The sequence below is a fragment of the Cryptosporangium minutisporangium genome (assembly GCF_039536245.1).
In the GTDB taxonomy this organism is placed as follows: Bacteria; Actinomycetota; Actinomycetes; order Mycobacteriales; family Cryptosporangiaceae; genus Cryptosporangium; species Cryptosporangium minutisporangium.
In genome coordinates this window covers 130,029-148,640 of record NZ_BAAAYN010000002.1, presented here as the reverse complement: position 1 = coordinate 148,640, position 18,612 = coordinate 130,029, and the positions used below count along the sequence as shown (strand labels likewise).

Sequence of the window (18,612 nt, the reverse complement as noted above, 5' to 3'; positions counted from 1 at the left end):
CTGGTGGGCGCCCGCGCGAACGGCACCCGCGCCGGCACTTGGCTTTCGGGAAATCGGTGCCGCGCGAAAGCCACGCTGCGCCGGGTCGGCCGGGTGGCGCGTGGTTTTTCGGAAACCCGCCGCGCCCCGTGTGGAGGCGGTGGAATCAGGCGGCGCGGGGGAGGGCGGCGAACGCCTCGTCGAGGAGGGCCTCGATGGGGCGCTGGGGGTGGGCGGCCCAGGCGTCGAGGGCGGCCTGCAGCGCCGCCAGCGCACTCCCCGCCCAGACCGCCGGGCGCAGGTCCTCCGCGGGATCCACCCCCAGTCGCCCGGCCAGCTCACCGGTGAGCCCCGCGTGGCAGTGCAGGTGCTTCTCCGCGTGCCTGGCCCGCAGCGACGGGGTCTGCTCGAACAGCCCGAACAGCGCCAGCATGCGCTCGGCGTCGTGCGCGTACCGGGCGACCGCCGGATCGCAGGCGCGGCGCAGCGACTCCCACACACCCTCGTCCGCCGGCCGCTCGGCCAGCGCGTGCACGAGTGACTCCGCCAGGTCGGTCATGAACCCGAGCACGATGTCTTCCTTGCTCGCGAAGTAGCGGAAGAAGCTCCGCCGCGAGACCCCGGTGGCCGCGACCAGGTCGTCGATCGTCACCCGGTCGAACCCGCGCGCCACGAACAGCGTCAGCGCGGTGTCCGCGAGCTGATCCCGGATCGCGGCCCTGGTCCGCTCCCGCAACGGTGCTCGGTGGTTCCTCACCCGAGCCAGAGTAGACCCGATGCCAGTTTGGCACCTAGTGCCACTCTGGCTCTTGGTGCCATACTGCGGGCACCGACGTCCGGACCCGAGGAGACCTCATGGCTCGCTGGACCACCGCCGACATCCCGGCCCAGGACGGCCGAACCGCGATCGTGACCGGTGCGAACAGCGGCCTCGGCTACCGCACGGCCGAGGCGCTGGCCCGTGCCGGAGCGTCCGTCGTGCTGGCCTGCCGGAACGCGGAGAAGGGCGCGGACGCGGTGCGGCGTCTGAAGGCTGCGGTGCCGGACGCGGCCGACCGCGTCGAGGTGCGCTCACTCGACCTGGCCGACCTCGACTCGGTCCGCGCGTTCGCCGCGGCGACGACCGGCCTGGTGGACCTGCTGGTCAACAACGCGGGCATCATGACGCTCCCGACCCGGCGCACGACCGCGCAGGGCTTCGAGATGCAGTTCGGCACCAACCACCTGGGCCACTTCGCGCTCACCGGCCTGCTGCTGCCGCGCCTGCTCGACCGGCCGGGCTCCCGCGTCGTGACCGTGAGCAGCATCATGCACAAGCGCGGGAAGGCCTCCCAGCTCGACGACCCGCAGAGCGAGCGCGCATACTCGCCTGCGGCCGCGTACAGCTTCTCCAAGCTCGCCAACGCCTGGTTCACGCTCGAGCTCGACCGTCGGCTGCGCGCGGCGGGCGCTCCGACGATCAGCGTCGGCGCCCACCCCGGCTACACCGCGACGAACCTCCAGACCACCGGCCCGCAGGCCGACGGCGTCACGATCGTCGCTCGGGTGATGGCGGCCGCGACGACGGTCCTCGGCCAGTCCGACGCGATGGGCGCATTGCCGTCGCTGCGAGCCGCGACCGACCCGGCCGTCCAGGGCGGGGAGTACTACGGCCCGAGCGGCCCGGGAGAGCTCCGGGGCCACCCGGTCCGCGCGAAGTACACGGCCACCGGCCGGGACCAGGCCGCCGCGCGTCGTCTGTGGGAAGAGTCCGAGCGGCTCACCGAGGTGACGATCCCGCTGACGGTCTGACCCGCGCCAGGCCGTCCTGCCCGCGGTCGGAGCGGATCGCGACCGGCGTCCCGGTGGGCGTAGCCAGGCGTCAGACCCGCGCGGTCCCGAACAGGCGGATACCGAGCAGCGCCAAAGCGCCGGCGACCAGGAGCGTCAGCCCGGTGCCGACCCCGGCGACCGTGCTGCTGTTCGCGTCGGTGGTGAGCGCGACGACTCCGGCGGCCACCGCCACCGCGGTGATCACCCAGCCGGCCACCTCCAGCAGCCGTTCGCCGAAGTACCGTCCGAGCGGCACGAAGTGCACCCCGACGACGAGTGCGATCCACGCGGCCACGAAGTCCGGCGCGAACCGGCCGAGTAGCGCCGCGCCGAGGAAGATCACCGCGAACTCGATCGCGACGACGAGGTTGTACCGCCGCCGGATCGCCGGGTCGGCCATCGGCGTCGAGCCTGCCGGGCTGCGCACCGCGAGCACGACACCCGCCACGAGCACGACGAGCGCCAGAACGGATCCGACGAGCAAGACCGGGGACAGCCACCCCGGTGCTTCGGCGTTCGCCCAGGCGAACCAGGTCAGACCGAAGAGGCCCTCGATCGCCGCAGCGATCCCGCGACCCCGACCACCGTGTTCCGTGCGTAAGCTCACCGCTCCATCCTGGCCCCTCGGGGTCGGGAGTGGCGCGTCGGGTCAGGCCGGCTGGGGTACCGCGGGTTGCGTCGCCGTGGAGGAGGCCACCACGGGCCGTACCCGGATCGAGAACAGCACGTGCACCGCCGCGACCCAGAGCACCGCCGCGCCGAGGACGTGCAGGGCGACGAGCAGGACCGGCAGCTGGGTGAAGTACTGCACATAGCCGATGACGCCCTGGAGCAACTCGATCACGAGCAGCACGGTGACCGCCCGCCGGACCTCGGGGTGCGCCCGCAACGCCAGCATGCCGCCGATCGTCAGCCCGATCAGCAGGAAGACGGCGTCCGCGTGCAACTGGCTGACCAGGGCCGGGTCGAACCCGGTCCGCGGCGCGTCGCCGTCCCCGGAGTGCGGTCCGCTGCCGGTCACGACGGTGCCGATGACGATCGTCGCGGCGGCGGCCAGCACGATCCCGCGCGCGACCCAGCGCAGCGGCACCGAGACCCGCCACTCCCGCGGGCCGTCGCCCTCGCCGGTGCGGTGCCAGAAAACGTAGCCGGCGTAGATCAGGCCCATCGAGACCAGGAAGTGGGCCGACACCGTCCAGGGGTTGAGGCCGGTCAGCACCGTGATGCCGCCGACCACCGCCTGGGCCACGATGCCGCCGAACTGGGCCAGCGCCAGCCAGATCAGCGACCGGCGGCGGACCCGCTGGAGCAGGACCACGATGATCGCCGCGCCGACGATCGCCGAGAGGACGATCGTCAGTAGGCGGTTGCCGAACTCGATGTACCCGTGGATCCCGTACTCGGGGGTGTTCGTGTAGCTGTCGTCGGTGCACTTGGGCCACGTCGGACATCCCAGGCCCGAGTCGGACAGCCGCACCGCGACGCCGGTCAGCACGACCACGGCGTTGCCGACGATCGTCGCGAACGCGAGCCACCGCACCAGCCGGGGCGCATCCCGGAGGGCCTCCAGCCAGCTCGGACCCCGCCGCGGGGGAGGGGCGGGCGCGGTCGCGGAGCCGGCGGCGTCGGCGGTCGCGGTACTCATGGCGGGCATTCTATGCGCCGTAGACGTTCTGCTCCGGAGGCCTCCCGGACCAGCCCGGACCCGATCGACGGGTAGCCTCCACGGCGTGTCCGAATCGTCCTTCACCGGCCGGCTGGCGGCGAGCCCTCAGCCGCAGTTCGTCCTCACGCTCTCCTGCGCCGACCGGTCCGGCATCGTCCACGCGGTCGCCGGGCAGCTCGCCGGCGCGGGCTGCAACATCCTGGAGAGCCAGCAGTTCGGGGACCCGTTCACCGGCCGGTTCTTCATGCGCGTCCACATCTCCGGCCCGCCCGGCCGCGGCGCCCCGGAGCTGCGTGAGCAGTTCGCTCCGGTGGCGACCGAGTTCGGCATGGACTGGGAGGTGCACGACCTGGCCGTCCGGCCGCGAGTGCTGATCCTGGTCAGCAAGCTCGGACACTGCCTGAACGACCTGCTGTTCCGGCGGGAGACCGGCGCGTTGAAGATCGACGTCCCGGCGATCGTGTCGAACCACCCGGACTTCGCGGCGCTGGCGCGCTGGCACGGAGTGCCGTTCCACCACCTGCCGGTGACCCCGGACACCAAGCCGGAGGCGGAGGCCAAGCTCCGCGCGCTCGTCGACGAGCACCAGATCGACCTGGTGGTCCTCGCCCGGTACATGCAGGTGCTCTCCGACGACCTCTGCCGGGACCTGACCGGACGTGCGATCAACATCCATCACTCGTTCCTGCCGAGCTTCAAGGGCGCCCGCCCGTACCACCAGGCGCACGCGCGCGGCGTCAAGCTCATCGGGGCGACCGCTCACTACGTGACCGCCGCACTCGACGAGGGGCCGATCATCGAGCAGGAGGTCGCCCGGGTCGATCACACCGACGCCCCGGAAGACATGGTCGCGGTCGGCCGGGACGTGGAGTGCCTGGCGCTCTCCCGCGCGGTCCGCTGGCACGTCGAGCACCGCATCCTCCTCAACGGCGACCGCACGGTGGTCTTCCGTTAGGGCGTGTTTCACAGGCCAGCAACCCACCGTGGGCGAGGCCCAGACGACGACCGGCGGCGTTGTCGGCCCGTCCGGATACAAGAACGGCATCCGGACGAACCTCCGCCTTGCCGGACCGCCGCCTGGACCACGCCCACGGCGGCCTGAACCTTTGGGACACGCCCTAAGAGCGCCAGCCGGCGCGGTGCACCGGGATCCAGGCGGACGCGAAGCGCGCCGCGGCGTCCAGGTCGAAGAGGCGGGTCCGCGCCGAACCGACGACGCCCTGGGTGACCGCCCCGGTGGCCTCCCACGCCGCGCCGAGCGCCGGGAAGTCGCGCTCGTCGGCCACCACGTCGACGTAGCTGGTCCACCGGGACGCGCCGTTCTCGTCGAGCACCGCGCAGGCCAGCCGCTCCCGCGGTGCGCCGGCCGACCGCGCTTCGCCGAGGTGGAACGCCGTGCAGGCGTCGTAGCCGGCGCCGAGCAGCAGCACGCGCGCCCCGGCGGCGGCGAGCGCGGCGAGCGGCGACCGGTCGCCGAAGCGGCAGTCGAGGTCGTGCCGCGCGAGCAGCGTCGTCGCCGCCGGGCCGAGCGCGGCGAACGACGTCTGCGGGTGGGCGCTGCGGACCGCGCCCGGCCAGGAGCGCAGTGTTTCGGGGAGCCAGCCCATGCCGTCGCTCGGCGTCCGTGCCGGGTCGAAGCCGGGGAGCTGCGCGCGGATCGTCTCCCACCAGTCCGGTGGTACCGCCGGTGCCTGCCACTCGGCCGGGTCGGAGTTGCTTCCGGTCTGCGTCGGTACGACCAGGGTCCCGGACGGACCGACCGCGTCCTGCAGCGCGAGGATCACCGCCTGCTCGCGCCCGGCGACCCAGCCCAGCGCGGAGAGCGCGGTGTGCACCAGCAGCACGTCACCCGATCGGACGCCCAGCGCGCGCAGGTCGGCGGCGAGCGTCCGCCGCGTCCGCGGTGCGGGCGTGCGCGCNCGCGAGGTCGCCGTCGTGGCGCGCTCGGCCGGACCGGAGTGGCGCGCGGGCGCGGGCGCGGGCATCGCGGAGACCGAGGAAACGACGGGGAGCTGCGTCACCGGCCCATCGTGCCGCTCACCCGGGTGAACCCGCGACCGCCACGCGGAGCGGTGGAAACCCCACAGCGGCACGGCGCAACAATGAGCACAGATCACAGCAATCTCGGGCGTCTCGAAATCAGGTAAGGCTACCCTGGGTGATCGTGCTCACTCGCACCTACACACGACCGCCGCTGGCCGGTCCCGCTGATATCCGCAACAATGATGTTGTGAAAAACGTCGAGCCGCTCGTGCGGACTGCCGGGGTGCTGTCACCCACGGCCGGTCCGGCGATGCCAGGGGCCGACGTCCGCACCCGTGATCGGGTCGCCCGGCTGCTCCTCGAGGAGGGGGCCGCAACCACGGCCGACCTCAGCGAGCGCCTGGGCCTGACGCCGGCCGCGGTGCGCCGCCATCTGGACGCGATGCTCGCCGAAGGGCGCGTGGTGAGCCGGGAGCGGCCGGGCCGCGGTCCGCGCGGCCGCGGGCGCCCGGCGAAGGAGTTCGTGCTCACCGACGCGGGCCGACAGTCGTTCCCGCACACCTACGACGACTTGGCCGCCGAAGTTCTGCGGTTCCTCGCCCGTCAGCACGGCGGGGACGCCGTCACGACGTTCGCCGAAGAGCGGGTCCGGGTACTCGAAGAGCGGTGCCGGGCAGCGATGGCCGACGCGGGCGACGATCCGCTGGCCAAGGCCGAGGCACTCGCCGACGCGTTGTCGGCCGAGGGCTACGCTGCCAGCGCGTCGGCACTGGCCGGCGGCGGGCAGCTGTGCCAGCACCACTGCCCGGTCGCACAGGTCGCCGCCGAGTTCCCGCAGCTCTGCGAGGCCGAGACCGCGGTGATCTCGCGGTTGCTCGGCAGCCACGTCCAACGTCTCGCGACGATCGCCCACGGCGACGGCGTGTGCACGACACACATACCTGCACCATCGCACCACCAGACCCACACCCGTCCCGGGAGGACGTCCTCATGACCGCCATCACGCCCGAGAACCGCTCGGAGGCCGGCGCGCCCGTCGCGACGGTCCCCCTCACGCAGGACGAGCAGATCGCGGCGCTGGGCAACTATCAGTTCGGCTGGGCCGACTCCGACGTCGCCGGCGCCGCCGCGCAGCGTGGGCTCTCCGAAGCGGTCGTCCGGGACATCTCGGCCAAGAAGAACGAGCCCGAGTGGATGCTCCGGCGCCGCCTTCGTGGCCTGACGCTGTTCCACAAGAAGCCGATGCCGGACTGGGGCGCCGACCTCGGTGACATCGACTTCGACAACATCAAGTACTTCGTCCGCTCCACCGAGAAGCAGGCGACCAGCTGGGAAGAGCTTCCCGAGGACATCAAGAACACCTACGACAAGCTGGGCATCCCCGAGGCGGAGAAGCAGCGGCTGGTCTCCGGTGTCGCGGCTCAGTACGAGTCCGAGGTCGTCTACCACAAGATCCGGGAAGACCTCGAGGAGCAGGGCGTGGTGTTCATGGACACCGACACCGCGCTGCGCGAGCACGAGGACATCTTCAAGGAGTACTTCGGCTCGGTGATCCCGGTCGGTGACAACAAGTTCGCCGCGCTGAACACCGCCACCTGGTCCGGTGGCTCGTTCATCTACGTGCCGAAGGGCGTGCACGTCGAGATCCCGCTGCAGGCCTACTTCCGGATCAACACCGAGAACATGGGCCAGTTCGAGCGGACGCTGATCATCGTCGACGAGGGCGCCTACGTGCACTACGTCGAGGGCTGCACCGCGCCGATCTACACCTCGGACTCGCTGCACTCCGCGGTCGTCGAGATCATCGTCAAGAAGAACGCCCGCTGCCGTTACACGACCATTCAGAACTGGTCGAACAACGTCTACAACCTGGTCACCAAGCGCGCGGTCTGCCACGAGGGCGCGACCATGGAGTGGATCGACGGCAACATCGGCTCCAAGGTGACGATGAAGTACCCGGCGGTCTTCATGACCGGCGAGCACGCCAAGGGTGAGGTGCTCTCGATCGCGTTCGCGGGCGAGGGCCAGCACCAGGACGCCGGCGCCAAGATGGTGCACGCCGCGCCGCACACCTCGTCGACCATCGTGAGCAAGTCGGTCGCCCGGGGCGGTGGCCGGACCTCCTACCGCGGCCTCGTCCAGGTCCTCGACGGCGCGGTCGGCTCGAAGTCGACGGTGAAGTGCGACGCGCTGCTCGTCGACACGATCAGCCGGTCCGACACCTACCCGTACGTCGACGTCCGCGAGGACGACGTGGCGATGGGGCACGAGGCGACGGTCTCGAAGATCAGCGACGACCAGCTCTTCTACCTGATGAGCCGGGGCCTGACCGAGGACGAGGCGATGGCGATGATCGTCCGCGGCTTCGTCGAGCCGATCGCCCGCGAGCTCCCGATGGAGTACGCGCTGGAGCTGAACCGGCTGATCGAGCTCCAAATGGAAGGCGCAGTCGGTTAGTCGGCCTGACGGCCGCCCGGGCGACCTATGGCGTCTTTTCGCAGGGTTGCTGAGAGTGCCGGGGTGACCGGTCCCAATGAACATCGAGTCGAAGAGGAACCAGTACGTGTCTAGCGATGCTCCTGTGCTCGCCGGAGCGCACAGCCATGGTGGGCCGGTCGGCGGCAAGCCGCCGGCCAGCAAGGCCGTGGCGCTGCGCTCTTACGACGTGGCCGACTTCCCCCGGCTGACCGGCCGGGAGGAGGAGTGGCGGTTCACGCCGCTCGGCCGCCTCCGTGGCCTGCACGACAGCAGCGCCGAACCGGCCGCCGACGCCCTCTCCGAGCGCGTCGGAATCACGGGCGGCGGCGAGCTGCCGGCCGGTGTCACCGTCGAGCACGTCAGCACCGACGACCCGCGGGTCGGCAGTGCGCTGGTCCCGTTCGACCGTCCGTCCGCCGAGGCCTACGGCAAGGTCGCGCAGGCAACCGTCGTCCGCGTCGCGCCGAACACCGTCGTCGACGGCATGCTGCTCGTCGACGTCACCGGCCGGGACGCTGGTGGCGCGAGCTACCGCCACACGGTGCTCGACGTCGGGGCGAACGCCGAAGTGAAGTTCCTGCTCGACCAGCACGGCAACGTGGCGCTCGCCGACAACGTCGAGATCGTCGTCGGCGACAACGCGAGCGTCACGGTCGTCACCCGGGCCGACTGGGAGCCCGACTCGGTGCAGCTCCAGCACCAGCGCGTGAAGCTCGGCCGGGACGGTCGGCTCACCCACATCGCGGTGACGCTCGGCGGTGACCTGATCCGGCAGTACACGTCGGTCGAGTTCACTGGCCGCGGCGGCGAGATCGACGCCTACGGCATCTACTTCGCCGACTCTGGGCAGCATCTCGAGCACCGCCTGTTCGTCGACCACTCGGTGCCCGACTGCCGCTCGAACGTCGTGTACCGCGGCGCACTGCAGGGTGCCGACGCCCACACCGTCTGGGTCGGCGACGTGCTGATCCAGGACGAGGCGACCGGCACCGACACGTACGAGATCAACCGGAACCTCATCCTCACCGACGGCGCCCGCGCCGACTCGGTGCCGAACCTGGAGATCGAGACCGGCGAGATCGTCGGCGCCGGCCACGCCAGCGCGACCGGTCGATTCGACGACGAGCAGCTGTTCTACCTGCAGTCCCGGGGCATCCCGGCGGACGAGGCCCGGCGCCTGGTCGTTCGCGGCTTCTTCGCCGAGATCACCCAGAAGATCGGCGAACCGGAGCTGGTCGAGTCCATCACCCAGGCCGTCGACGCGCGGCTGGCCAAGGCAGGCGCCTGATGGCGTTCGTCCGAGTGTGTGCGGTCTCCGACCTCGACGCGGACACCCCGCTCGCGGTGGTGGTGGAGGGCGAGCCGGTGGCGGTCATCCACACCGACGGCGAGTATTTCGCGATCCGCGACGTCTGCTCGCACGCCGACGTCCCGCTCTCCGAGGGCGACGTCGAGGACTGCTCGATCGAGTGCTGGCTGCACGGATCCCGGTTCGACCTGCGCTCGGGCAAACCGACCGGCCTACCGGCGACCAAGCCGGTGCCCGTCTACCCGGTGCGGGTCGACGGCGACGACGTTCTTGTATCTCTGACCACGAACCAGGAGTTCCCCCAGTGAGCACGCTCGAGATCCGCGACCTGCACGTCAGCGTCCAGACCGGCTCAGAGGAATCGAAGCCGATCCTGCGCGGGGTCGACCTCACCGTGAAGTCGGGGGAGACGCACGCGATCATGGGGCCGAACGGCTCCGGTAAGTCCACGCTGGCCTACTCGATCGCCGGCCACCCGAAGTACACGGTGACCAGCGGTTCGGTGCTGCTCGACGGCGAGGACGTCCTCGCGATGGCGGTGGACGAGCGGGCGCGCGCCGGCCTGTTCCTCGCGATGCAGTACCCGGTCGAGGTGCCCGGCGTCTCGGTCTCCAACTTCCTGCGTACCGCGGCCACCGCGATCCGGGGTGAGGCGCCGAAGCTGCGCACCTGGGTCAAGGAGGTCAAGGGCGCGATGGAGCAGCTCGGCGTCGACCAGTCGTTCGCCGAGCGCAACGTCAACGAGGGCTTCTCCGGCGGCGAGAAGAAGCGGCACGAGATCCTCCAGCTCGAGCTGCTCAAGCCGAAGATCGCGATCCTCGACGAGACCGACTCCGGCCTCGACATCGACGCGCTGAAGACCGTCTCCGAGGGCGTCAACCGGGCCCGCGCGAACGGCGACATCGGCACGCTGCTGATCACGCACTACACCCGGATCCTGCGGTACATCCGCCCGGACTTCGTGCACGTGTTCGTCGGTGGCCGGATCGTCGAAGAGGGCGGCTCGGAGCTCGCGGACGAGCTGGAGGAGTCGGGCTACGAGCGGTTCATCACAGCCGCGGGGGCGGTCTCATGAGCCTGGCGACGTACGACGTCGAGAGGATCCGCAAGGACTTCCCGATCCTCTCGCGTCGCCTGCACACCGAGGACGGCGGCGAGGGCGTCCCGGTGATCTACCTGGACTCGGCGAACACCTCGCAGAAGCCCCAGGTCGTCATCGACGCGATCAGCGAGCACTTCGCGCGGCACAACGCGAACGTCGCTCGCGCCGTGCACACGCTCGGCTCGGAGTCGACGCTGGCCTACGAGGCCGCCCGGGACGCGGTGGCCGGCTTGATCGGCGCGCCGAGCCGCAACGAGGTCATCTTCACGAAGAACTCGTCCGAGGCGCTCAACCTGGTCGCGTACTCGCTGGGCAACTCGGCGGGGCGTCCGGCCGGGTCGGAGTTCCCGCTGCTCGGCCCCGGTGACGAGGTGGTGATCTCCGAGATGGAGCACCACTCGAACATCGTCCCGTGGCAGCTGCTCTGTCAGCGCACCGGCGCGACTCTGCGGTGGTTCCGCATCACCGACGACGGCCGGCTCGACCTGTCCGAGATCGACACGCTGATCAACGAGCGGACGCGGATCGTCTCCTACGTCCACCAGTCGAACATCCTGGGGACGCAGAACCCGGTCGAGCCGATCGTGGCCAGGGCCCGGCAGGTCGGCGCGCTGGTGATGCTCGACGCGTCCCAGTCCGTGCCGCACATGCCGGTGAACGTCGCCGACCTCGGCGTCGACTTCATCGCGTTCACCTCGCACAAGATGGTCGGGCCGACCGGCATCGGCGTGCTCTGGGGCCGGGCGGACCTGCTCAACTCGATGCCGCCGTTCCTCGGCGGTGGCGAGATGATCGAGACCGTCTCGATGGACGGCTCGACGTTCGCCGAGGTGCCGCACCGGTTCGAGGCCGGGACGCCGCCGATCGCGGAGGCCGTCGGGCTCGGTGCCGCCGTCCGCTACCTGACCGAGTTGGGCCTGGAGAACATCCAGGCGCACGAGCACCGGCTGGTCGAGTACGCGCTGCCGCGCCTGCACGAGGTACCCGGGCTGACGATCGTCGGACCGGACACGACCGAGGCGCGCGGCGGGACGATCTCGTTCTCGCTCGGCGCGATTCACCCGCACGACATCGGGCAGTACCTCGACGAGCTGGGCATCGCGGTTCGGGTGGGGCACCACTGTGCCCGTCCGACCTGCGTCCGGTTCGGGGTTCCGGCGACGACCCGCGCCTCGTTCTACCTGTATACGACCGAAGCGGAAATCGACGCGCTGGTCGATGGGTTGCACCAAGTGGTGAGGTTCTTCGGGTGAACGGTGGTTGGTGCTGATGAGCGGCCTGTTCGGCGACGCGATGTACCAGGAGATCATCCTGGACCACTACAAGCACCCGCACGGACGCGGTCTGCGCGACCCGTTCGAGGCGCAGGTGCACCACGTCAACCCGACCTGCGGTGACGAGGTGACGCTGCGGGTGCACCTGGACGCCGACAACGTCGCCGACGTCTCCTACGACGGTGCCGGGTGCTCGATCAGCCAGGCGTCCGCGTCCGTTCTGCACGAGTTGCTGGTCGGGCAGTCGGTGGAGGAGGCTTTCCGCACCGTCGACACGTTCGTCGAGCTGCTGCAGTCGCGTGGGCAGATCGAGCCGGACGAGGAGGTGCTGGAGGACGCGATCGCGTTCGCCGGCGTCGCGAAGTACCCGGCGCGGGTGAAGTGCGCGTTGCTGGCGTGGATGGCTTTCAAGGACGCGACCGCCCAGGCGGTGGCCGCACCGGAGAGGACGACGGCATGAGTGAGCCGACAGCGCCCGGCGGGGCAGCGCTCGACATCGCGAAGGTCGAGGACGTCGAAGAGGCCATGCGCGACGTGGTCGACCCCGAGCTGGGGATCAACGTGGTGGACCTCGGGCTCGTCTACGGGATCCACGTGGACGACACGAACATCGCCACGCTGGACATGACGCTGACCTCGGCGGCGTGTCCGCTGACCGACGTCATCGAGGACCAGACCCGGGCGGCGCTGGTCAGCGGTGGCCTGGTGGAGGACTTCCGGGTCAACTGGGTCTGGATGCCGCCGTGGGGGCCGGACAAGATCACCGACGACGGCCGGGAGCAGCTGCGCGCGCTCGGCTTCAACGTCTGAGGCGCCGTGGGGGCCGACTGCGTCACCTTCACCGACGACGGCCGGGAGCAGCTGCGCGCGCTCGGCTTCAACGTCTGAGGCGCCGTGGGGGCCGACTGCGTCACCTTCACCGACGACGGCCGGGAGCAGCTGCGCGCGCTCGGCTTCAACGTCTGAGGCGCCGTGGGGGCCGACTGCGTCACCTTCACCGACGACGGCCGGGAGCAGCTGCGCGCGCTCGGCTTCAACGTCTGACGGTCGTTTCTCGCGAATCCCCGCTGCCCGTCCGGGTGGCGGGGATTCGCGCTCTCAGTGCCCTTCGGAGGCGGTCTCCGCGGACGCCGCGCGCAAGCGGTTGCGGGCGACGAGGAGGAGGGCGGCGGCGGGGGCCAGGGCTACGGCGCCGGCCACCAGCGCGGCCCGCAGGGACCACCACGTGCCGATCGCGCCGAGCGCCGGGCCGCCGACGACCTGACCGGTGGCGTCGAACATGTCGCGGGCGGAGAGCACGGTGGCCCGGACCGACTGGTCGGTGCGCTCGACCAGCCAAGCGTTCAGCACCGGCGCGAACGCCGTCCGGGCCGCGGCCAGCGCCAAGGCGGCACCGATCGCCAGGTACACGTTCGTGACCAGTCCGAACACGACTGTCGCCAGCAGCAGCACCGCGACGACGCCGAGCAGCACCCCCATCGTGTCCGCGTCGTCGGCGCGTGCGGCGAGGAACTGGGTGACGCCCAGCCCGAACAGCGTCGCCGCTACACCGAGCGCACTGAACCAGGTCGTGGCGTCCGGACCGGGGAGCTGGAAGTTCTCGATCAGGTGAGCGCCCCAGAGCCGGTCGACCGCCTCGCTCCACCCTCCGACGAGCGCCACGACGCCGAACACCAGCAGGAACGCGGGCCGGACCCGGATCAGCCCCCAAGCCGCCCGCACCGTCTCCACGGCCCCCGGCTCCGCACCGCCAGAATCGCCCGCGCGCACCCGTCCACGCTCGGGCATCACGACCACGAGCGCGGCCGCGGTCGTCAGCAGTACAGCGCCCCCCACCAGCAGCGGCGCGTTCAGCCGCACTCCGGCGACCAGGCCGCTCACCGCGGTGCCGCAGAGCGTTCCGACCAGGCCGGCCTGCGACCCACGCAGATACACCCGGGTGAGACCCGCGGTGCCCACCTCGCCGGCGACCCACGCCTGCAGCGCTCCGCTCACCAGCGCGTACCCCAGCGCTCCGACCACCTGCGCCGCCAGGATGCCGGCGAACGTCGGGAGCAGTGCCTCGACCACGCACCCGACGCCGAGGACCGCGACTCCGAGCACCACGCAGGCCCGGCTGCTGCCCAGGTCGGCGAGCACCCCGGTCGGCAGCTGAAACACGAAGTAGGCCGCCTCGAGCGCGGTTCCGACCAGCACGAGCTGCAGCGGGTTCAGCCCGGCGACGTCCACCCGGTAGACGACGACCGTCGTGTAGACCAGCCCGGTGACCGTGGCCATCGCGAACTGCAGCCCCAGGAAGACCCGGTACGCCGCCACTGCCACCGGACCAGGAGACACCGCGGGCGCTCGACGTCCAAGTGGTTAACTGCCGGGGTGGGCAACCGACCGGCGGCAGGGGGAGGGCGCTGGGTCGAGGTGGCGCCGGAGCGGCTCGAGCGGTGGCTCGCCGGGTTCTCCGAGCGGCACGGAACCGCGCGCACCGAAGTCAGCGGGGACGTCGTCACGATGGTCGCTGCGGACGGGGCGCTCGCGGAGTGCCATCCGCCGTTCCCTCCGCTGGTGGGTGGGGGCGACCCACTCGACGCGCTGGTCGCCCACGCGCTCGCCGAGCGGCGCGTCGGCGTGCTGCTCGTCCGGCTCGGCGGGTACGCCGCGGGCGTCTTCGAGGGCGCCCGGCTGGTGACGTCCAAGGTCGACACCCGCCAAGTGCACGGGCGGAACAAGGCCGGTGGCTGGTCGCAGCAGCGGTTCGCCCGGCGTCGAGAGGGTCAGGTGCGTCAGCTGACCGAGGCAGCTGCGGCCACCGCCGCGCGGGTCCTGCTCCCCGAGGCCGCGTCGTTGGACGCCGTGGTGCTCGGCGGGGACCGCGCGGCCGTGGACGCCACGCTCGCCGCCCCGACGCTCGCGCCGCTCCGGGAACGCGCGGTCGAGCGTTTCCTCACGGTCCCCGACCCGCGCCGGAACATCCTGGAGGCGACCCCGGCCACGTTCCGCGCGGTCCGGATCCGCCTCGATCCCTAGGCTTGCCTCGATCCCTAGGCTTGCCGGGCGCGGTGGGCCCGGAGCTTGGAACGGTTGCCGCAGCGCTCCATCGAGCACCAGCGTCGGGCGCCGGGGCGCGACAAGTCGACGAAGACCAGTGGGCAGTTGTCGCTCGCGCAGACGCGAATCCGCTCGGCGTAAGGCCCGGACAGCAGCGAGATCATCTCCCGTGCCAGCGTCGACAGCACCTGGGAGGTCCGCACCGGCGCTGCCCAGGCCGCGGCCGTGCCGTCGGCAGCCAGTTGCGGTACCAGCGGTGCCACGGCCGCGAAGCGGTTGATCGTCGTGACCGCGTCGATCGGGAGGGCCTGACGCGCCGCCTGGGCCTGCGCCGTCTCCCAGATGGCCTGGCGCAGCTTCTTGGCCGCGGTGAAGTCGCGCGGGGTTACTGGCACGACCACGTCCAGCGGCGACCGGGCCAGCCATTCGGCGAGGTCGGCGGGCTCGTGCAGGGACTCGAACACCGCGTACTGTCCCTCGCCCCCGCTGTGGGCGAAGTCCAAGCAGACGGCCCCGGCGTCGAACCAGAACGACGACCCACCTCGGGGGTCGTGCAGTCGACGACCGGTTGCGCTCGCTTGCATGTAACCACTATAACGGGTTGTGAAGAAACCGCTATTACCGGTTTCTCGCCCGAGGAGGTAGCCATGGGAGTACGACACATCAACCCCGCCGGCCTGCATCGCAGCCCGGCATTCAGCCAGGCCGTTGTCGTCGAGCAGCCGGCGAAAACGATCTACATCGGCGGGCAGAACGGCGTCGACGAGACCGGCACGATCGTCGGCCCGACGCTCCGGGAGCAGTCCGAGCGGGCGCTCAAGAACATCGCGACGATCGTGGAGAGCGAGGGCGGCACCCTGGCGAACGTCGTGCACTGGCGCATCGCCGCGGTGGACGGCCACCCGATCGAGGACGGCGTGGCGGCCTTCCAGCAGGTCTGGAACCCCGCCGACCCGCCGCCGGCCATTACCGTCCAGATCGTCGCGGCGCTGGCTCCGGGCTTCCTCGTCGAGATCGACGCCGTCGCTGTCGTCTGAACCTGAGGAGATGGTCCGCGTGAAGGTCAGCAGGGGACAGGTCGCCGCGTGGCGGATGCGACGCCAATTCCTCGACCCGCGTACCGACCGCTCGGCGCCGGAGATCGTCGGCCGGCTCTGCGGCGTCCAGGCGCAGGTGTGGAGTGCGGCGGAGACGGCGGTCGCGCTGCGGCAGTCCGACCCCGACCGGACGAGCGTCAACCGGGCATTCGCCGACCTCGCCCTGATGAAGACCTGGGCGATGCGGGGAACGCTGCACCTGCTCACGCCGACCGACGCGGGCTCCTACCTGTCGCTGCTGGAGTCCACCGGCTTCTGGCGCAAACCCTCCTGGCAGCGGGTCACGGGGCTGACACCGGAGCAGGTCGACGCGTTGACCGAGAAAGTGGCCGACGTCCTCAAGGGCGCGGTGCTGACCAGGGAGGAGATGGTCGCGGGAGTGGTGGCGGACGGTCGATTCGCCGGGATGGAGGAGCGGCTGCGCTCGGGTTGGGGCCAGGTACTCAAGCCGCTGGCCTGGCGGGGCGTGCTGTGCCACGGGCCGAACCAGGGGAACAAGGTCACGTTCACGCATCCGGCGAGCCGATTCCCGGGTTGGGAAGGGCTTCCGGAGCCCGACGACGCCGCACCCGTCGTGATCAAGGCCTACCTGGGTGCCTACGGCCCGGCGACGCCGGAGACGTTCGACCGCTGGCTGTCGCGGAACGCCACCAGCAGGCCGAGGCTGCGCCGATGGTTCGCCGACCTGGGCGACGTCCTCACCGAGGTCGACGTCGACGGACGGCAGGCGTACGTGCTCACCGAACACGCCGACGAACTCAGCGCCGCCCCGGAGAGCGCGGGCGTCCGCCTGCTCGGTGACTTCGACCAGTACGTTCTCGGCCCCGGAACCGACGACGAGACGCTGCTCCGGAAGGAGAACCGCGCCGCGGTGAGCCGGACCGCCGGGTGGATCTCCCCGATCGTCGTGGTGAACGGCCGGATCGTCGGAGTGTGGGAGGTCGTCGACCAGGAGGTCGTCGTGACCCCGTTCCCGGACAGCGATCCGCTGCCGCCCGACCAGCTCGAGCGGGAAGCGGCGCACGTCGCACGAGCCAAAGGGCTGAGCCTGTTGACCGTGCGGGTCGGCGCCTAGATCCAGCCGGAGCGGCGTGCGGTGGCGACCGCCTCGTGGCGGTTCTGCGCGCCGAGCTTCCCGGTCGCCGACGACAGGTGGTTGCGGACGGTGCCGGGGGAGAGCGAGATCCGGACCGCGATCTCCTCGATCGTCGCGCCGTCGGCGGCCAGTTCCAGTACGTCCGCCTCGCGCGGGGTGAGCGGGCTCTCGCCGGCGGCGATCGCATCGGCGGCCAGCTCGGGGTCGACGTAGCGCCCGCCGCCGGCGACGGTGCGGATCGCGGCGGCCAGCACCGAGCCGGACGACGTCTTGGGCAGGAAGCCCCGCACGCCGATCTCGAGCGCACGTTTCAGGTAGCCGGGCCGACCGTGGCTGGTCAGCACCATCGTCGCGCAGCCCGGCACGTCGGCGTGGATCCGGCCGGCCGTGGCGAGTCCGTCGGCGCCGGGCATCTGCAGGTCGAGGACCGCGACGTCGGGCAGTTCCTTGCGTGCCATCGCGATCGCCTCGGTTCCGGACGCGGCCTGCGCGACGATCAGCAAGTCGTCCTGCAGGTCGAGCAGCCCGGCGATCGCGTTGCGCACGAGGTTCTCGTCGTCGGCGAGCAGTACCCGGATCACGCTCCCACCTCCTGGACGACGGCGCTGGTCGGCAGGTCGGCGCGGAGCACGAACACATCGTCCCGCTGCTCGAAGGTCAGCTCGCCGCCGAGCGGGCGGAGTCGCTCCGCCAGCCCGACCAGCCCGGATCCGTGCCCGAGTGGCCCGCTCGCTCCGTCGTTCTCGACCCGCACCAACACCCTGCCTCCTTCTTCCCGTACCTCGATGCGGCACAGCGTGGCCGCGGAGTGCCGTACGACGTTCGTCACCCCTTCCCGTACGACCCAGGCCGCCGCCGTCCGGACGTCGTCGGAGAGTTCCGCGACCTCGGCCGTGACGCGGCTGGTCACGCCGGCCGAACGCAGCAGGGCCGCCGAGCCCTCCAGCTCGGTCCGCAGGTCGATCGCGCGGTATCCGCGGACCGCGGCGCGGACCTGACGCAGCGACTCCTGCGCGAGGTTCCGCGCCTCCTCGGCCCGCTCCGCGGCCTCCGGCCGCCCCCGCCGGGCCAGTTCGGCGGCGAGGTCACTGGTCATCGCGATCGCCGAGAGATCACGTCCGACGATGTCGTGGAGGTCGCGGGCGAATCGCAGCCGCTCCTCGGCGACCGCCAGCTCGGCCCGGGTCCGGTCCGCGTCTGCGAGCCGCCGCACGACGTTGACCAGCCAGAGCGAGACCTGCACCGCGGACGCGACCACGAACAGAATCGCGAACAGTTGGAACGTCACGGCGACGACCAAGCCGGCGTGCTCGTGCCGGACATTCGACAGAAGGGCGACCGCAGCGGCCACGGCGAGCCCGGCCGGCACGTACCAGCGCGCGCCCAGAGAACCGAGCGGAGCGATCGCGAACGCGGCGACCGTCAGAAAACCGGGCCCGCGGGCGTCCCCGATCGGCAGTGCCACCAGGGCCAGCGCCGCGACCAGCGTGGCGCCGAGCCAGAGCGCGACGTCCTGGCGGGTCAGCCGACGGCCCAGCACCAGCCGGTCGACGACGAGCGCCACCGCCACCGACTGCGCCAGCACCACGGCGACGACCATGAGCAGCGCGGACTCGGCGACAGTGCCTTCGCGCAGCGACGGGTTCGACGTGATGACGAGCGGCCCGACCAGGAGCAGCGGGATCACGGACACCCGGGTGTAGAGCGTCACCCTCCCGACGTCGTCGGTCTCCCGCCACCACCGTCGCAACCCACTGAACGAACTCACCGGCCT

General features: G+C 71.3%; 21 protein-coding genes. 13 read left to right on the top strand and 8 right to left on the bottom strand.

The features are described 5' to 3' along the window. Positions 1-145: 145 nt before the first annotated feature. Positions 146-736 (bottom strand): TetR family transcriptional regulator, encoded by a 591-nt coding sequence (locus ABEB28_RS01960; protein WP_345726172.1) that lies wholly within the window; start codon positions 734-736, stop codon positions 146-148. A gap of 98 nt (positions 737-834) precedes the next feature. Here ABEB28_RS01960 and ABEB28_RS01955 point away from each other — a divergent pair, with 98 nt between their 5' ends. Next, positions 835-1,770: an oxidoreductase gene (locus ABEB28_RS01955; RefSeq protein WP_345726171.1), complete on the top strand. Its 936-nt coding sequence runs from the start codon at positions 835-837 to the stop codon at positions 1,768-1,770. 70 nt (positions 1,771-1,840) lie between these two features. Here the strand turns inward: ABEB28_RS01955 and ABEB28_RS01950 are convergent, their stop codons facing one another. Both ABEB28_RS01950 and ABEB28_RS01945 read right to left on the bottom strand, forming a co-directional pair. Next, the gene (locus ABEB28_RS01950; protein ID WP_345726170.1) at positions 1,841-2,398 is read right to left on the bottom strand and encodes a hypothetical protein; all 558 of its coding nucleotides are present in this window, start codon (positions 2,396-2,398) and stop codon (positions 1,841-1,843) included. A gap of 42 nt (positions 2,399-2,440) precedes the next feature. Then, entirely contained in the window at positions 2,441-3,436 is a 996-nt protein-coding gene (locus ABEB28_RS01945) for a COX15/CtaA family protein (RefSeq protein WP_345726169.1), read from the bottom strand. Positions 3,437-3,521: 85 nt separating this feature from the next. Between ABEB28_RS01945 and purU the strand changes: the two genes are divergently transcribed. Further along, entirely contained in the window at positions 3,522-4,412 is an 891-nt protein-coding gene (gene purU, locus ABEB28_RS01940) for a formyltetrahydrofolate deformylase (RefSeq protein ID WP_345726168.1), read from the top strand. Between the two features lie 163 nt (positions 4,413-4,575). On the opposite strand, the gene ABEB28_RS01935 is transcribed toward purU, so the two are convergent. Next, on the bottom strand, positions 4,576-5,442 hold the full coding sequence (locus ABEB28_RS01935) for an AAC(3) family N-acetyltransferase (RefSeq protein WP_345726235.1): 867 nt from the start codon (positions 5,440-5,442) through the stop codon (positions 4,576-4,578). Between the two features lie 245 nt (positions 5,443-5,687). Between ABEB28_RS01935 and ABEB28_RS01930 the strand changes: the two genes are divergently transcribed. The 8 genes from ABEB28_RS01930 to ABEB28_RS01895 all read left to right on the top strand — a co-directional run bounded on the left by ABEB28_RS01930 (position 5,688) and on the right by ABEB28_RS01895 (position 12,413). Then, a complete protein-coding gene (locus ABEB28_RS01930; RefSeq protein ID WP_376981555.1) occupies positions 5,688-6,434 on the top strand; it encodes a helix-turn-helix transcriptional regulator in 747 nt (248 codons plus the stop codon). Continuing rightward, positions 6,431-7,897, top strand: coding sequence for a Fe-S cluster assembly protein SufB (gene sufB, locus ABEB28_RS01925; protein ID WP_345726167.1), 1,467 nt, complete (start codon positions 6,431-6,433; stop codon positions 7,895-7,897). Before ABEB28_RS01930 ends, sufB begins: the two co-directional genes overlap by 4 nt. Positions 7,898-8,021: 124 nt before the next feature. Further along, a complete protein-coding gene (gene sufD, locus ABEB28_RS01920) occupies positions 8,022-9,206 on the top strand; it encodes a Fe-S cluster assembly protein SufD (RefSeq protein WP_345726233.1) in 1,185 nt (394 codons plus the stop codon). Continuing rightward, positions 9,206-9,535 (top strand): non-heme iron oxygenase ferredoxin subunit, encoded by a 330-nt coding sequence (locus ABEB28_RS01915; protein ID WP_345726166.1) that lies wholly within the window; start codon positions 9,206-9,208, stop codon positions 9,533-9,535. Before sufD ends, ABEB28_RS01915 begins: the two co-directional genes overlap by 1 nt. Continuing rightward, complete coding sequence (gene sufC / locus ABEB28_RS01910) at positions 9,532-10,302, top strand: Fe-S cluster assembly ATPase SufC (RefSeq protein WP_345726164.1); 771 nt, start codon at positions 9,532-9,534, stop codon at positions 10,300-10,302. The genes ABEB28_RS01915 and sufC overlap by 4 nt, the downstream gene beginning before the upstream one ends. After that, positions 10,299-11,582 carry a cysteine desulfurase gene (locus ABEB28_RS01905; RefSeq protein ID WP_345726163.1) on the top strand — a complete coding sequence of 428 codons (1,284 nt, stop codon included), beginning with the start codon at positions 10,299-10,301 and terminating at the stop codon, positions 11,580-11,582. Before sufC ends, ABEB28_RS01905 begins: the two co-directional genes overlap by 4 nt. A gap of 16 nt (positions 11,583-11,598) precedes the next feature. After that, complete coding sequence (gene sufU / locus ABEB28_RS01900; protein ID WP_376981558.1) at positions 11,599-12,063, top strand: Fe-S cluster assembly sulfur transfer protein SufU; 465 nt, start codon at positions 11,599-11,601, stop codon at positions 12,061-12,063. Further along, entirely contained in the window at positions 12,060-12,413 is a 354-nt protein-coding gene (locus ABEB28_RS01895; protein ID WP_345726162.1) for a metal-sulfur cluster assembly factor, read from the top strand. Before sufU ends, ABEB28_RS01895 begins: the two co-directional genes overlap by 4 nt. 288 nt (positions 12,414-12,701) lie before the next feature. On the opposite strand, the gene ABEB28_RS01890 is transcribed toward ABEB28_RS01895, so the two are convergent. Continuing rightward, positions 12,702-13,925, bottom strand: a complete 1,224-nt coding sequence (locus ABEB28_RS01890) for an MFS transporter (RefSeq protein WP_345726161.1) — start codon at positions 13,923-13,925, stop codon at positions 12,702-12,704. A gap of 51 nt (positions 13,926-13,976) precedes the next feature. Here ABEB28_RS01890 and ABEB28_RS01885 point away from each other — a divergent pair, with 51 nt between their 5' ends. Further along, the gene (locus tag ABEB28_RS01885) at positions 13,977-14,624 is read left to right on the top strand and encodes an acVLRF1 family peptidyl-tRNA hydrolase (protein WP_345726160.1); all 648 of its coding nucleotides are present in this window, start codon (positions 13,977-13,979) and stop codon (positions 14,622-14,624) included. A 14-nt stretch (positions 14,625-14,638) separates the two neighbouring features. Here the strand turns inward: ABEB28_RS01885 and ABEB28_RS01880 are convergent, their stop codons facing one another. Beyond that, positions 14,639-15,229, bottom strand: a complete 591-nt coding sequence (locus ABEB28_RS01880) for a CGNR zinc finger domain-containing protein (protein WP_345726159.1) — start codon at positions 15,227-15,229, stop codon at positions 14,639-14,641. 63 nt (positions 15,230-15,292) lie between these two features. Between ABEB28_RS01880 and ABEB28_RS01875 the strand changes: the two genes are divergently transcribed. Then, positions 15,293-15,682: a RidA family protein gene (locus ABEB28_RS01875; protein ID WP_345726158.1), complete on the top strand. Its 390-nt coding sequence runs from the start codon at positions 15,293-15,295 to the stop codon at positions 15,680-15,682. Between the two features lie 10 nt (positions 15,683-15,692). Further along, on the top strand, positions 15,693-16,817 hold the full coding sequence (locus ABEB28_RS01870) for a winged helix DNA-binding domain-containing protein (protein WP_425558904.1): 1,125 nt from the start codon (positions 15,693-15,695) through the stop codon (positions 16,815-16,817). Here the strand turns inward: ABEB28_RS01870 and ABEB28_RS01865 are convergent. After that, a complete protein-coding gene (locus ABEB28_RS01865) occupies positions 16,814-17,419 on the bottom strand; it encodes a response regulator (RefSeq protein ID WP_345726156.1) in 606 nt (201 codons plus the stop codon). The genes ABEB28_RS01870 and ABEB28_RS01865 overlap by 4 nt on opposite strands. After that, positions 17,416-18,606, bottom strand: coding sequence for a sensor histidine kinase (locus ABEB28_RS01860; protein WP_345726155.1), 1,191 nt, complete (start codon positions 18,604-18,606; stop codon positions 17,416-17,418). The genes ABEB28_RS01865 and ABEB28_RS01860 overlap by 4 nt, the downstream gene beginning before the upstream one ends. Positions 18,607-18,612: the final 6 nt, after the last annotated feature.